Raw genomic sequence first — 14,636 nt, 5'->3', positions numbered from 1 at the left:
CTGGGTTCAGAACGTCGTGAGACAGTTCGGTCTGTATCCGTCGTGGGCGTTGGAGGTTTGAGGGGCGTGGACCCTAGTACGAGAGGACCGGGTCGAATTGCCCGCTCGTGTGCCGGCTGTGGTGCCAACTGCATCGCCGGGTAGCGAGGGCAAGCGAAGATAACCGCTGAATGCATCTAAGTGGGAAGCTTCCCCCAAGATGAAACCTCCCTGGAGCCTTGAGCTCCCTAAAGGGCCGGGAGAGACCATCCCGTCAAGAGGTCGCACGTGGACGCGGAGCAATCCGTTCCAAGCGCAGCGATCCTCATCGCCCGTGAGGCTTGATCTTCTTTTAATGTCTCCGGTACTTACCGGAGCATTCCAGACAAAACGCAATCGCAGTCTAACCTGTTGATTCAAGATGAACACGATCACCACTACAAACCGTCTGTCATTTCCTTCACCGGAAGTGACAACCAGGCGATACATCACAACTATCGCTGGCGACTAGAGCGCAGGGGCCACACCCGTTCCCATCCCGAACACGTTCGTTAAGCCCTGCAGCGCCGATGGTACTCCGTCCGAGAGGACGCGGGAGAGTAGGCCGTCGCCGGCACCTCTTGAGGCCCCATATCGAGCTTTCGATGTGGGGCCTCTTTTGTGTTGGCGTGCCCCTGTTCCGCGCCGCCTAAACCCTTGACCCACCGATGACACCGATGACACCGATGACACCGATGACACGGATGAACCAACAGGCCGGATTTACTCGCGTACCGACGGCTGCCGCCAATAATCAAGCAACGGTTTTTAAAGGATACGACGACAATTAAGGATGACGTCAACCAGGAAAAACGATTTTGTGCCTTAAACAGCGCACGATTTACTCGCGGACCCGCTCGTGGAAGTTGACCGTGGCCCACTTCCCATCTGTGGGCGCTTCTTCATCTTATCTGCACCCATCTGCGACATCTGTGGCCGGGTGCGTGATCTGTGGCCGACTGTGTCATCATCTGTGGCGAACGCCCTTAGCCGCACGACAATCCACCTCCGAAAGTTGACTTAGATTGGTCCAATGACAAAAGCTGGCATCGTAACCGTCGCAGGCGCACCAAATTCCGGCAAATCCACGCTCCTCAACAGAATCGTCGGCCAGAAGCTTTCCATCACCAGCCAGAAGCCGCAGTCAACCCGGGACCGCGTCGTAGGCATACACTCAACATCCGACGTGCAAATGGTGATCTTCGACACGCCTGGGCTGCTCGAGCCAAAATACGCGCTTCAGGAAGCAATGCGCTCTGCAGCGCTGCGCGCGGTGGAAGACGCTGACGTCATCATCTATCTCGCCGACGCCACAGATGGACCGCCAACGACTTTTGGCGTTGCAGCGAGACTTTCGTCGCCCCCCCGTGCCCGCGTCATTACGGCTCTGAACAAAACAGATCTCCTGGTCGCAGCCCGGCGCGCTGACCTCGAGGCCTTCCACCCCGACGCAGCATTCATCTCGGCGATGACAGGCGACGGCGTTACTGACCTGATCGACAGCGTAGCGCGATCCCTCCCAGAGAGCCCGTTCCTGTATCCGGAGGATGACGTCAGCACCCAGTCCGTTCGATTCTTCGTTTCGGAACTTGTTCGCGAAACAGTGCTCGAACAGCTGCACGATGAAGTTCCGTACAGCGTCGCTTGCGGAATCGAGGAGTTCCGTGAGGGCCGTACGCCGGTATACATTCGGGCCGTGATCTACGTAGAAAGAGAAAGCCAGAAGCGAATCATCATCGGCGCGAAGGGCGCCCGGATTCGTGAGATTGGCCAGGCGGCCCGCAAGAAGACCGAGACGTTTCTCGAAGAGAGCGTATACCTCGATCTATGGGTCAAGGTACTCCCCAACTGGCGGCGCAATCCTTCGTCGCTCGAACGATTTGGCTATCACGTTGCAAGAGAGAGATCGGTATGAGCCTTGACGCGCAGTTGCTGGAGATACTTGTCTGCCCCAAATGCAAAGGCGAGCTCGAATATCGTGAAGCGGAGTCAAGCCTGCTCTGTCATGCCTGCTCTCTTCGGTATGCCATCCGAGATGACATCCCTATCATGCTGATCGATGAGGCGACACCGATTTAGCGTGTCACTCGACACCCCGGCCAGGCGGTCACGGGGCGCGTGCCGCGGCTTCCGCTGGGGCTTCGCGCATAGCTCATCTGTGCGCGGTGCATGCGCTGGCATCGTCCTGATTGCATTCTTGTCGATGCAGGCCGCTGCGCAATCCAGTGAGGCGGACGGTTCGCTTGTGCTGCTGCTGCCGGTCGGGGCTCAGTCAGTAGGGATGGGACAAGCCATGGTCGCAGAGCGGCCCGGAAGTGAGAGTGTATGGTGGAATCCGGCGGGGCTCGCCCGTCTGACGAAGCGTGAAGCCGCCATCCACCATTCGGAAACGCTGGCTGCCCGCGGGGATGCCATCACCTTCGTACTGCCCAGCAAAACTCTGGGGACTGCCGCCCTGTCATTGAACGTTCTCGATTTCGGAAACCAGCAGATTACTGATGGTACCGGGCTGCCGGTTGGACTGGTGCTGCCGCGCAACATCCTCATTGCCGTATCGTACGCGGCCGCGGTCGGCTCGCGATTCAGCCTTGGACTGACTTTCAAGCGCCTGCAATACCGGGTGGACTGTTCCGGGCAATGCGCAAACGTCTCCACCTTTTCGGCGGCAACCAACGCGCTCGACCTGGGGGTCCAGTACGAGATGCCAGCCGGGATTCCGATCCGCCTCGGAGCGGCGGTGCGCAACATCGGCAGCCGCCTCGAGCTGACTGACGGCGACGACGCAGACCCGCTCCCCACCCGCATTGAGGCGGGCGCGTCATACGGCCTGAAGTTCATCGAGAAATATGTTTCCGACGTCAGTTTTCGAGTGGCAGCCGACATCATCGCCACGGAATCGGCTGGCGATGCCTCAGCGCGCTTTGGCACTGTGCTCACATATCAGAAGACAGCACATCTTCGCGCGGGTTACATCGCGAACGATGCCAACGGAGCCAACGCCGCGCTTGGGTTTGGTCTCGGGGCCGGACGGCTTGTGTTCGATATCGCACGGACCTTCGGCGGATTGTCCGCAGACGCCGGGAAGACGCCCGCTTACGTTTCGCTGCGATACCTTTTCTGACACTGCACGCCCCCAGATCCTGGTACTGCGCATCCGAAGCCGTTCAATCCCCGGATGGTCGCATTGGTGAGCGTTCCGGTGTCGCCGCGGCCATCGGGTTCAGTGTACCTTTCCGCGCATCGTAACCGGGTCTGAAACCCGGCTGGATCAGTTTGTTTTCTCCACTCCACATCAGGCAACGAACGCACAACTGGAATGAAATTTCTTTACGCGCTTCTCCTATTCGTCCCCATCGCCATCGCTGCAGAATTGATGCACGCGTCGTCGACCGTCGTGTTTCTTCTCAGCGCCGCAGCCATCCTTCCGCTGTCGGGCCTTCTTGGAACAGCTACCGAAGAGCTGGCCGGCCACACCGGGTCGACTATCGGCGGTCTGATGAATGCGACCCTCGGAAATTTCGCCGAGCTCGTGATCGCGGCACTCGCTCTGCGTGCCGGTCAGATTGATCTGGTCAAGGCATCGATTACAGGATCGATACTCGGCAACCTGCTGCTTGTGCTCGGCGCGGCGCAGCTCGCTGGTGGCCTCAAGTACAAGACTCAGAAGATCAATCCCAATCTTGCCGGACTGAGCTCGACGCTGCTGATGGTTGCGGTGCTGGGGCTGGTAGTTCCCGCCGTTTTTTTCGCTGCACACCCTGACCCATTGAGAGTTGCCACTGGTCGCATGTCTGTCTGGGTTGGCAGTCTGCTGATGCTCGGATATCTGTTGTCGCTGGTCTACTCGATGGTGACTCACAAAGCCGCGTTCAACGAAGGCGGTGACGTTGCACACCACGAAGAGAAGCCACATTGGTCGCTCAGGAAAGCGATCGTGGTTCTCGTTGTGGCAGCTGCGACAATCGGCGTGTTGTCAGAGTTTCTTGTGAGCTCGGTCGATGAGGCGGCCACATCGATAGGACTGCCGACGTTTTTCATCGGACTCATCGTTATCCCGATCATTGGGAATGCTGCCGAACACAGCTCGGCGGTGCTGATGGCCATGAAGGGTCGGATGGACCTCGCCGTCGGCATCGCCGTCGGCTCGAGCATCCAGGTGGCGCTTCTGATCGCCCCGGTGCTGGTGTTTCTCGGCCTTGCGTTTGGCCAGCCAATGGATCTTGCTTTTACGGTCATGGAAGTCGCCAGCGTTGCGGTTGCGGTTGCTATTGCGTCTTCGGTGATGAAGGACTCCGAGTCGAACTGGCTGGAAGGCGCCTTTCTGCTGATTGCCTACGCCGCGATCGGCACGGCATTCTTCTTCTACTAGAGGCGGGCGGGCGTATTGCCACCACCGCGGATGAGCCCAGCATTGACCCTGCCCGCGACCATCGTGTTCGCAGCCCAAGATACCGTGCTTCCCGCGTACCTCACCGCGTGGCTGGGGCATTCACGCTCGGCGGTGTCTCTCCTGCAGAGCGGCGACGACCTGATGGCCGTCGCGCTGCGTGGCCGTCCGGCCGGGTGCTGCTGCAATTAAATCGGACATCATTCGCCGAATGGCGTTGCCAGATCTGTCTGCCGTCTGCTACGCCGACCTCGATCATTTCAAGGAATACAACGACCGCTACAGTTATAATAAGGGCGATCGTGTCATCCGCATGCTGGCGACGCTGTTGCACGATGTCGCCAAGGGACTGTGTGGTGAACGCGCATTTGTGGGACACATCGGAGGCGATGACTTCATATTCGTCATACCATATGATGATATTGCCGATGTCGGCGACGAGATTGTATCGACGTTCGATCTGCTGGTTCGGTATCAGTACTCGGAGCTTGATCGCCGCGCAGGATATTGCTTTGGCAAGGATCGGCGCGGCGTGCTCGACCGGGTGCCCCTCATGACGTTGTTGATTGGAGTTGTAACAAACGCGCAGAGGGTTTTCACCGCTGCGCGTCAGGTCAGCAGGCTTGCAACCGAGATGAAGACCTACGCCAAGACGCTCAGCGGATCGGTGTACTCAATGGACAGGCGGACCGTCGACCGCTTGCCGGCATTCGAGACCGACCGAAATACCTTACCCGAGGTGGGAGGCAGGGAATGAACGTAAGCTGTCCGGGCTGTGAGACCGTTTACAGGGTCGACCCAGCGAAGGTGCCGCAAGGCGGGGTGCGTGCGCGTTGTTCTGCGTGCGGCGGAATAATTTCAGTAGGCTTGTCTGCGTCCTCGCCGGACACGCACTTCTTCGCGCCATCGGGGACAATGCCCGCCGCCCCGCAGGCGCGCCTCATACCGGCGGCTCCTTACGTTCCGCAGCCGTTGCACCAAGCCCCCGCGCTGCAAGCCAACCGTCCAACGCCGTTCGCGCAGGCACCACCGATTCACCGGCCGACACCGCAGGTCGCTCCAATGGTCACGCCGATTTCCGTCCCGGCGGATACTCCGCCACCGCGGCCGGCCATGGGTGCTCCTCCCGCAGCCCGGCCAGCGACGGTCACGCCTCCCGCAGTGCGGCCCGCGCAGGCTGTTCCGTATGCTCCGGAGCCCAACCGCGTCACACCCGCCGCTGCCAGCACTCCCGCCGCTTCACAGCCTGTCGGCGACCGCCGTCCGGTGAATCTTTTTCTGACGCGGGATCCGGGAACGCGCGCACGCCGCCTCGCGCGCGCCCTTGTGTCGGATATGGTTGCCTACTATCCCGCGAAGCACGCCGAAGGGCTCGACAAGGGTACCCTCAAGGAATTATTCCGGGACGAGATCAAGAAGAGTTATGAAGAGTATACGGCTCAGGTCGGAGCTGATTTCGCACGCACAACCACGCACTTTCAGGAATCGCTGAACGAGGTACTCGGCGCCGGAAAGAAAATCTTCTAGAGCGGTATCATCATGGCGGATTCAACTGGCGAAAGAGGAAGGGCGCTGGCAGGCGCGGCAGAACGCCTTGCCGAAGTCCGGAGGTATCTTTGACATCGACGGAAAGCGAGCTACGCTCGCCCCTCTCGAAGCCCGAATGGGCGAACCCGATTTCTGGAACAATCAGGACGTAGCACAGGAGCACCTTCAGGAAGTAAAGAGTGTCCGGGGCTGGGTCGAGCCATTTGACAAGCTGCATGCGCGAATTGCGGGTTCCATCGAGCTCGACGACCTCTTGCGAGAGTCGCCGGACGCGGAGCTCGAGGCAGAGCTCGACCGTGACGTGGAGAGTATCAACTCGGAGCTCGACTCGTTTGAACTGAAGACCCTCTTGCGCGGGCCTGACGATTTTCGCGATGCGCAGGTTGAGATCAGCGCGGGTGCGGGGGGAACCGAAGCTCAGGACTGGGCATCGATGCTGGTGCGTATGTATACCCGCTGGGCCGAGCGAAAGGGATTCGAGATTGTCCTTCTCGATGAGAGTCAGGGCGAGGAGGCGGGAATCAAGGGCGCTGTTCTCGAGATTCGGGGTCAATACGCCTACGGATTTCTTCGGCCCGAGGCGGGCGTGCACCGGCTCGTCCGTATATCTCCATTTGATTCAGCTGCACGGCGACACACGAGTTTTGCGTCGGTATTCGTGTACCCTGTGGTCAACGACGAAATCAACATCGAGATCCGCGATGAGGACCTCCGGATTGACGTATATCGTGCGTCTGGAGCTGGCGGTCAGCATGTCAACAAGACGAGTTCCGCGGTTCGCATTACCCATATACCGACGAATACAGTTGTCGCTTCCCAGGCTCAGCGGTCGCAGTTCAAGAACAAGGCGACGGCGATGCAGATGCTGAAGAACAAATTATATCAGGCGGAAATACAGAAGAGGGAGGCGGAGAAAGCGAAGTTTGATGAAAACAAGGACGATATCAGCTTCGGCAACCAGGCAAGGAGTTATGTGTTTCAGCCATACACGATGGTGAACGACCACCGGACGGAACTCAAGATTCCTGATGTGCAGAAGGTGATGGATGGTGGAATCGACCCGTTCATCCGGGCGTTTCTCAAGCAGGCGGGCGAGGTGTCTGAATGAGCGACGACATGAACTTCGTGCTGAAGGCGCGTCGTGAAAAGCTTGCAGCCCTCGAGGAGGCCGGTGTCGTGCCGTTCGGATATTCGTATCCGAGAAAGCATTCCGCGGTCGAAGCCATCGCGCAGCTTGGTGACCGTGATGATGGCCCTGAGGTAACGCTAGCGGGGCGTATCGTTGCGTGGCGTGCTCACGGCAAGACGGTGTTTGCGCATCTCGCTGATTCGTCAGGCCGCATTCAGCTCTACTTCCGAAAAGACGAACTCGGTCCCGAGCGCTTCGGGCTCCTCGCAAATTTCGATCTCGGCGACATCGTTGGCGTAAAGGGGGGGCTTTTCCGGACCCGCACTGGAGAGGGGACGGTACGCGTGGACACTTTCGACATGCTTGCCAAGTCCATCCGACCGCTGCCGTTCGGCAAGGAGGAAATCGTTGCCGGGCAGTTGATAAGACATTCCGGGTTCAGCGATCCGGAGCAGCGATACCGGCAGCGGTATGCCGACCTCGCCGTGCATCCGGAGGTGCGATCGCTTTTTGTTGCCCGGTCGCGGATGATAACGACGATCCGCACGTTCCTGGATGATCTGGGGTTCCTCGAAGTCGAAACTCCGGTATTGCAACCCTTGTACGGCGGTGCTGCCGCACGCCCGTTCGCAACTCATCACAACGCACTCGACACGCCCCTGTTTCTGCGCATCGCCGACGAGCTATATCTTAAGCGGCTGGTAGTGGGCGGTTTTGAGCGCGTCTACGAGATCGGCCACGATTTCAGAAACGAAGGGATTGACCGTACGCATAATCCTGAATTCACGATGCTCGAGTTTTACGAAGCGTACGCTGATTACGAGGCCATGATGGGCCGTGTCGAGTCGCTTTTCGCTGCGGTATCCCGAGCTTTGAGCGGAATGCCGGTTGTCGGCACCGCCGTGCCCGCGGTGTCGGCGCCCTTTCCGCGGATGGAATGGGTCCCGTCTCTTAATCGCGCCGCAGGGGTAGATGTAATGTCGCTCGACGACGCGGCACTTCGGGAAGTGGCGCGCCGAAGTGGAGTCGCCCATCCTGAGACCCTCAGCCGGCCGAAGGCCCTCGATGAAATATTTCAGTCGCTGGTAGAGTCGGCGATTGTGGAACCGACGTTCGTGGTGGATTATCCGATGGAGCTTTCACCGCTCGCAAAACCCAAGCGCGGCAACCCGCTACTCGCCGAGCGATTCGAGCTGTTCGCAAATGGACGTGAGATGGCGAACGCGTTCAGCGAGTTGAACGACCCCGTCGACCAGCGTCGCCGCTTCGAATTACAGGCGGCGCTCCGGGATGCGGGCGATCTGGAAGCGAGTGGAGTGGACGAGGACTATTTGCGTGCAATGGAGTACGGAATGCCACCGATGGGGGGAGTTGGGATCGGTGTCGACAGATTGTTCATGCACATGACCGGCACCGCCAGCATACGCGACGTGATATTGTTCCCAACGATGAGGCCTGAGTGAACAAACTCGAGTTATCGATTGCCTGGCGCTACCTGCGGAGCCGCCGCGGCTCGAGCCTGCTTTCGCTGATCAGTGTGATCGCGATCGGAGGAGTGCTGGTAGGTGTGAGTGCCCTGATTCTGATCATGGGCGTCATGAACGGCCTCCAGCGCGACTTGCGCGAGAAGATCCTGGTCGGAAGCCCGGATATCCGTGTGCTCAGCTATGGCGATGATCTCAAGATTACAGACTGGCAGCAGATCCTCGGCAGGGTGAAGCAGCAGAAGGGCGTTGTCTCCGCGGCACCGTTCGTACTCGTTGAGGGCGGAATGAACGCCGGGCATGACTATGCTGGCGCCGCGTACGTTCAGGGCATCCCACCCGGGGGGCGCGACGCCGTTGAGGTCACGAGCATTCGTCGGCACGCCACCTCGGGCGACTTCAGGTTTGCCAGCAGCGATGGGAAAGGCAACGGGATCGTCCTTGGCAAGCTTCTGGCGGCACGCTTCAACGCCTGGCCGGGTGACAAGATCAACCTGATATCGATCGCCGGCGTCAAGGCCAACGCGGTGACCGGCGGCTTTGTGCCGCGAGTGTTCCAGTTCGAAGTCACGGGGATCGTCGAAACCGGAATGTATGAGTACGACAATGCATACGTATTCATCGCGCTCGACAAGGCGCAGGATTTCGCTGCCCTCGGTACAGGGGTCACGGGAATCGAAGTCAAGACCACGGATCGCTGGGAAGCCAACAAGATCGCCGAGCGCATCACAAGCGCGCTTGGCTGGCCGTATCGGACGATGGACTGGCAGGAACAGAACAAGTCGCTGTTCCAGGCGCTGAAGCTCGAAAAGATGGGGATGGGGGTGATTCTCCTCCTGATAGTGATCGTCGCTGCTTTCAACATCGTGAGCACACTTACGATGGTAGTGACCGACAAGACGCGCGAGATCGGGATTCTGAAGGCGATGGGACTTCCATCCCGGTCGATCCGGCGGGTTTTTCTGGCGCAGGGGATCGTCATCGGAGGCGTAGGTACGCTGCTCGGTCTGATTATTGGCCTTTCCGGGGCAATTGCACTTGAGAAGTACAAGATCATTCCGCTCGATCCCGCCATTTATTTCATCGATCATCTGCCGGTCGCAATCCAGTCCGTCGATGTGGCCTGGATAGTTCTTGCCAGCGTGTTGACAGCGGCTGCGGCCACGCTTTATCCGGCTATACAGGCATCACGGTTGTACCCTATCGACGCGATCCGTCACGAGTGACACGATGATCATTCTGGAAGCGCACGATCTTCACAAGACATATACCGGCGGCGACGGCGTTGCGATCAGTGTGCTGAGCGGCGTCGACCTTAGTGTCAATCCGGGCGAGATGGTGGCGATAGTCGGAGCGAGCGGGGCGGGCAAGAGCACATTGCTTCATGTGCTCGGTGCGCTCGACAGGCCGTCGCGCGGGTACGTGGTCATCGGCGGGGAGCCTGTCAATGGCCTCAGCGAATTGCAACTTGCGGAGCTCCGGAACCGGTCGGTGGGATTTGTGTTTCAGTTCCATCATTTGCTTCGCGAATTCACGGCGCTCGAGAATGTGATGATGCCCCTCCGCATCGCCGGTAAGGATATACGAGCCGCGCGCAGCCGTGCCGAAGAACTGCTCGCACGGGTGGGGCTCAGCGGCAGGATGCATCACCGGCCATCGGAACTTTCCGGGGGCGAGCAGCAGCGAACGGCGGTGGCCAGATCGCTGGCAACCGATCCACGCGTCGTGCTTGCGGACGAGCCGTCGGGAAATCTCGATCTCGCGAACGGCGAGATGCTGCACGATCTTCTCCTGGAAGTTGTAAATGACCTCGAGATTGCGATGATCGTCGTGACTCATAACAGGGCGCTTGCTGCGCGTGCCAGCCGCGTCCTGTTGCTGGAGGCAGGAAAGCTGTCGGAAACTCAGGTGGACGGTGTGATAGTTTGATGTGACTGTTCACCGTTGCCGTGCGTGAATGAGTTGGGGGGGGGTAGCAACATGGTTTGCGATGTGTGCAACGAAGGAGACGCGGTCGTGCAACTGACGGAAATCGAGGGAACAGGTGTTCGCCTGTTGCACCTCTGCGAGCGTTGCGCGGCTGAACGAGGCGTGGAAACCGCGACGGCGAGCGCGAAGCCGCAGGTTGCTGACTTTCTCCAGAGCGTGCATCAGCAGATGCAGGCAACCCAGGGTGACGCAGCGCGCTGTGCGTTCTGTTCCTCCACTTTTCGCGACTTCCGGTCGACAGGCCGCCTTGGATGTGCACACTGCTACGATGCTTTCGAGAAAAGCATGCGCGATCTCCTTCGGCGGGTGCATGGTAACGCGCGGCACAACGGCAGAAGCTACGAGCCACCGGCGACCAACAAGCTGCCCGACGGTGGCACGGCTAACGAGTTGAAGGACAGATTGCGACGGGCTATAGATTCGGAGCAGTTCGAGCTTGCAGCCGATATCAGGGACCGCCTTCGCGGGCTCGGTTGATGCTGGACCTTTCACTGCTGCCGGATGGAGGCGTTGGCTGGCTCGACGCATCGGGCGAAAGTGCAGACATCGTCATCTCGACCCGGGTTCGCCTTGCGCGAAACCTCGAGGGCTATGCGTTCGCGGGTCGTGCGCGAGACGGTGAGAGACTGCGTGTACTGGCGCAAGTGGGGCAGGCGATGGGAGAAATTCGCCAGTTGCGCCACGGTGTGCTGCTCCGTGTCGACGAGCTTCCGCCTGATGACCGGCTGCTTCTTCATGAACGCCATCTCGTGAGCCGGGAGCTCGCCGGCCTCGATCCGCAGCGCCCTGTGCGAAGTGGTGCCGCCGTGCATCTCACGCGCGGGACGAGCATTATGATCAACGAGGAGGATCATTTGCGCCTCCAGTCCATCCAGTCCGGGCTTCACATTGCCGATGCGTTCGCGGCTATCCAGGCTCTCGACACTGAAATGGGTGAGCGGGTGCCGTATGCGTTTCACCGGGAATTTGGATTTCTCACCGCGTGCCCGACAAATGTTGGAACCGGGCTGAGAGCTTCCGTGCTGATTCATCTGCCCGGACTCGTGCTTACCAAGGAGATCGGGAAAGTTCTCGCTGGACTTCAGCAGGTCGGGCTCACTTATCGCGGGCTTTATGGCGAGGGTAGCGAGGTTGTAGGAAATTTCTTTCAAATTTCCAATCAGACTACCCTTGGCCGAAGCGAGGGAGAGCTGCTGGATTACCTCACCAGAGTCGTCACGCATGTGATCGAGCGAGAGGAGGAATCGAGGCGGGTGCTGTTGCGGGACGCGGGTTATATTATCGAAGACAAGCTCTGGCGAGCGTACGGGACCTTGCGTTATGCGCGCAGTCTCACGTTCGATGAGTTGATGAGTTATCTCAGCAGTGTTCGACTTGCAGTCGGCCTGAAACTGATCACCGATCTGAGTGTATATACCCTCAACAAGCTCCTGATCTTCAGTCAATCCGCGCACCTGGCACACGCCGAAGGACGCGAGTTGACCGCGAGCGAAGCTGATCTTGCCCGTGCGCGATTCGTGCGGGGCATTCTGGCAAGTGACACGGGGTTTACACGATGAATGGCTACAACTTCACGGAGCGCGTTCGTAAGGTTCTCGCGATGGCGCGGGAAGAAGCAGAACGGCTCCGTCATGAATACGTGGGAACCGAGCACATCCTGCTTGGCCTGATCAGGGAAGGTGAAGGGGTGGCTGCGGCCGTCCTCCAAAATCTCAGCGTCGACCTCGACGAGATTCAGCAGAAAATCGAAGACACGGTGAAGAAAGGAAAAGCCGCTGCGGCCACCGGACCCGATCTGCCCTATACGTCGCGAGCAAAGAAAGTGCTCGAGCTGGCGATGGCAGAGGCTCGCGATCTGACACACAACTATGTCGGCACCGAGCATCTCTTGCTGGGCCTGCTGCGCGAAGAGAAGGGGATTGCCGCCCAGGTGTTGACGGATGCGGGCATCAACCTCGACGCCGCCCGTACCGAGACACTTCGTCTGTTGGGCACCGACATGCCATCCGGCGGCAACCCCGCTGGGGCACCGGCATCGGCGTCAGCGACCGCGCCTGCCGCGAAAGGCGACAAGAAATCCAAGACACCTGCGCTCGATCACTTCTGCCGCGATCTGACCCAGCTCGCGGCAGAAGCTCAGCTCGATCCGACAATCGGGCGGGCCAAGGAGATCGAGCGAGTGATGGAAATTCTCACACGACGCAAGAAGAACAACCCGGTGCTGATCGGCGAGCCGGGTGTCGGCAAGACTGCGATTGTGGAGGGCCTGGCGCAGCTCATCGCGAATGGCGAATGCCCGGACAGTCTGCGCGAACACCGCGTGCTGTCACTCGACATGGCGGCTGTCATCGCCGGCACGAAGTATCGGGGCCAGTTCGAGGAGCGTCTGAAAGCGGTCATGAATGAGATTGCGCAGAACAAGAACATCATTCTGTTCATCGATGAATTGCATACGCTTGTCGGCGCGGGTGCCGCCGAAGGCGCGATCGATGCGAGCAACATGCTCAAGCCCGCGCTTGCACGTGGCGAGCTGCAATGTGTAGGAGCGTCGACACTCAACGAATACCGCAAATACATCGAAAAAGACGGGGCACTCGAGCGCCGGTTCCAGACTGTCATCGTGGAGCCGCCTTCGGTCGACGAGACAGTCGAGATTCTCAAGGGTCTGAGAGTCAAGTACGAAGATCATCACAAGGTCACGATCCCTGACACCACGCTGGTGGCCGCTGCAAAAATGTCGGAGCGCTACATCACCGACCGTTTTCTGCCGGACAAGGCAATTGACGTGATCGACGAAGCTGGTGCGCGTGCGCGCCTTGCCACACAGGCACCTCCTCCGGAAGTGACGGCGCTGAAAGCGTTGCTCGACGGTGTGAACACCGAGAAGGAAGCTGCGGTTCGCGATCAGAATTTCGAGCGCGCGGCATCGCTGCGCGATCGCGAACGCGAACTGCAGGGAGATATCCGCCGCAAGCAGGAAGAATGGGAACAGCACCGCCAGTCGCATCGTCCAGTGCTCGGTGAGGAAGAGGTTTCCTTTATTGTCAGCCGGTGGACCGGGATTCCGGTAATGAGACTTCAGGAAGCGGAGACTGCGCGGCTGCTGCGGATGGAAGAAGAACTGCATGCCTCGGTTGTCGCACAGGAAGAGGCAATCAAGGCGCTGGCTCGGTCGATTCGTCGCAGCAGGGCTGGGCTGAAAGACCCCGACCGGCCGATTGGCTCGTTCATCTTCTCGGGGCCGACCGGTGTCGGCAAGACAGAGCTGGCGCGGGCGTTGGCAAAGTTTCTGTTCGCCGACCCGTCTGCCTTGATCCGCGTCGACATGAGCGAGTACATGGAAAAGTTTTCGGTTTCTCGTCTCATCGGCGCTCCTCCGGGATATGTCGGTTATGAGGATTCGGGGACGCTGACCAAAGCGGTGCGTCGCAAGCCCTACAGCGTCGTCCTGCTCGATGAAATCGAGAAAGCACATCCCGATGTTTTCAACATCCTGCTTCAGGTTCTGGACGAAGGGCATCTAACGGACAACTACGGCCGTGTCATTGATTTCAAGAACACGGTCGTGATCATGACTTCGAACGTCGGCGCGCGCGACATTACAAAGGGGCGCGCAATGGGTTTCGCGGCTTCGGACGGGCGAAACAGTTTCGAGCGCATTGCAGAGAAAGTGAAGGAAGAGATGACGCACGTGTTCAACCCTGAATTCCTCAACAGGCTGGACGATGTCATCGTGTTTCATCCGCTCTCCGAAGAGCACATTGGTCAGATTGTAGGCATTCTTCTCAAGGCCGTTCAGAAACGGCTCGTGGACGAGGAGTTGACGTTGCGACTCACGCCGCCAGCATCGACGTTCCTCGTCAAGCACGGGTACGATGAGAAGTTCGGTGCCCGGCCGCTGAAGCGGGCTATTCAGCGGTATATCGAGGACCCGCTGTCGGAGAAGATTCTCCTGGGCGAGTTCGCGAAGGGTGACGAGATCGAAGTAGATGTCGCGCCCGATGGCGACAAACTCGAGTTTCGGGTTCTTACGAGCACGACGAACGCCTAGCTGGCTGCCGGTCTGAGCCGGAAGCGGGGC

At 59.3% G+C, this 14,636-nt stretch carries 13 protein-coding genes and 2 rRNA genes; all 15 read left to right on the top strand.

The features are described from left to right. Nucleotides 1–328, top strand: a 23S ribosomal RNA gene (locus WKF55_05425); the annotation flags it as partial. Nucleotides 329–478: 150 nt separating this feature from the next. Continuing rightward, nucleotides 479–595 (top strand): 5S ribosomal RNA (gene rrf / locus WKF55_05420). A gap of 456 nt (nt 596–1,051) precedes the next feature. Beyond that, nucleotides 1,052–1,933 carry a GTPase Era gene (gene era / locus WKF55_05415; protein MEJ7759014.1) on the top strand — a complete coding sequence of 294 codons (882 nt, stop codon included), beginning with the start codon at nt 1,052–1,054 and terminating at the stop codon, nt 1,931–1,933. Then, nucleotides 1,930–2,097, top strand: coding sequence for a Trm112 family protein (locus WKF55_05410; GenBank protein MEJ7759013.1), 168 nt, complete (start codon nt 1,930–1,932; stop codon nt 2,095–2,097). The genes era and WKF55_05410 overlap by 4 nt, the downstream gene beginning before the upstream one ends. 1 nt (nt 2,098) lies before the next feature. After that, complete coding sequence (locus WKF55_05405; protein ID MEJ7759012.1) at nt 2,099–3,139, top strand: PorV/PorQ family protein; 1,041 nt, start codon at nt 2,099–2,101, stop codon at nt 3,137–3,139. Nucleotides 3,140–3,334: 195 nt separating this feature from the next. Next, on the top strand, nt 3,335–4,387 hold the full coding sequence (gene cax, locus WKF55_05400) for a calcium/proton exchanger (protein ID MEJ7759011.1): 1,053 nt from the start codon (nt 3,335–3,337) through the stop codon (nt 4,385–4,387). A 229-nt stretch (nt 4,388–4,616) separates the two neighbouring features. Beyond that, on the top strand, nt 4,617–5,162 hold the full coding sequence (locus WKF55_05395) for a diguanylate cyclase (GenBank protein ID MEJ7759010.1): 546 nt from the start codon (nt 4,617–4,619) through the stop codon (nt 5,160–5,162). Nucleotides 5,163–5,272: 110 nt separating this feature from the next. After that, the gene (locus tag WKF55_05390; protein ID MEJ7759009.1) at nt 5,273–5,932 is read left to right on the top strand and encodes a hypothetical protein; all 660 of its coding nucleotides are present in this window, start codon (nt 5,273–5,275) and stop codon (nt 5,930–5,932) included. A 12-nt stretch (nt 5,933–5,944) separates the two neighbouring features. Continuing rightward, nucleotides 5,945–7,061, top strand: a protein-coding gene (prfB, locus tag WKF55_05385) for a peptide chain release factor 2 (protein MEJ7759008.1) whose coding sequence is annotated in 2 segments (ribosomal slippage) — nt 5,945–6,013 and nt 6,015–7,061 — 1,116 coding nt in all. Because the reading frame shifts where the segments join, the coding sequence is not laid out codon by codon here. Next, the gene (gene lysS / locus WKF55_05380; protein ID MEJ7759007.1) at nt 7,058–8,545 is read left to right on the top strand and encodes a lysine--tRNA ligase; all 1,488 of its coding nucleotides are present in this window, start codon (nt 7,058–7,060) and stop codon (nt 8,543–8,545) included. Before prfB ends, lysS begins: the two co-directional genes overlap by 4 nt. Continuing rightward, nucleotides 8,542–9,792 carry an ABC transporter permease gene (locus WKF55_05375; GenBank protein MEJ7759006.1) on the top strand — a complete coding sequence of 417 codons (1,251 nt, stop codon included), beginning with the start codon at nt 8,542–8,544 and terminating at the stop codon, nt 9,790–9,792. Before lysS ends, WKF55_05375 begins: the two co-directional genes overlap by 4 nt. 4 nt (nt 9,793–9,796) lie before the next feature. After that, on the top strand, nt 9,797–10,495 hold the full coding sequence (locus tag WKF55_05370) for an ABC transporter ATP-binding protein (protein MEJ7759005.1): 699 nt from the start codon (nt 9,797–9,799) through the stop codon (nt 10,493–10,495). An 87-nt stretch (nt 10,496–10,582) separates the two neighbouring features. Continuing rightward, on the top strand, nt 10,583–11,032 hold the full coding sequence (locus tag WKF55_05365; protein MEJ7759004.1) for a UvrB/UvrC motif-containing protein: 450 nt from the start codon (nt 10,583–10,585) through the stop codon (nt 11,030–11,032). Next, entirely contained in the window at nt 11,032–12,114 is a 1,083-nt protein-coding gene (locus WKF55_05360) for a protein arginine kinase (protein ID MEJ7759003.1), read from the top strand. The genes WKF55_05365 and WKF55_05360 overlap by 1 nt, the downstream gene beginning before the upstream one ends. Then, a complete protein-coding gene (locus WKF55_05355) occupies nt 12,111–14,606 on the top strand; it encodes an ATP-dependent Clp protease ATP-binding subunit (GenBank protein ID MEJ7759002.1) in 2,496 nt (831 codons plus the stop codon). The genes WKF55_05360 and WKF55_05355 overlap by 4 nt, the downstream gene beginning before the upstream one ends. Nucleotides 14,607–14,636: the final 30 nt, after the last annotated feature.

The organism is Gemmatimonadaceae bacterium (assembly GCA_037721215.1).
GTDB lineage: Bacteria > Gemmatimonadota > Gemmatimonadetes > Gemmatimonadales > Gemmatimonadaceae > UBA4720.
The sequence above is the reverse complement of the archived record's forward strand: the minus strand, read 5'-3'. Positions and strand labels throughout refer to the sequence as shown.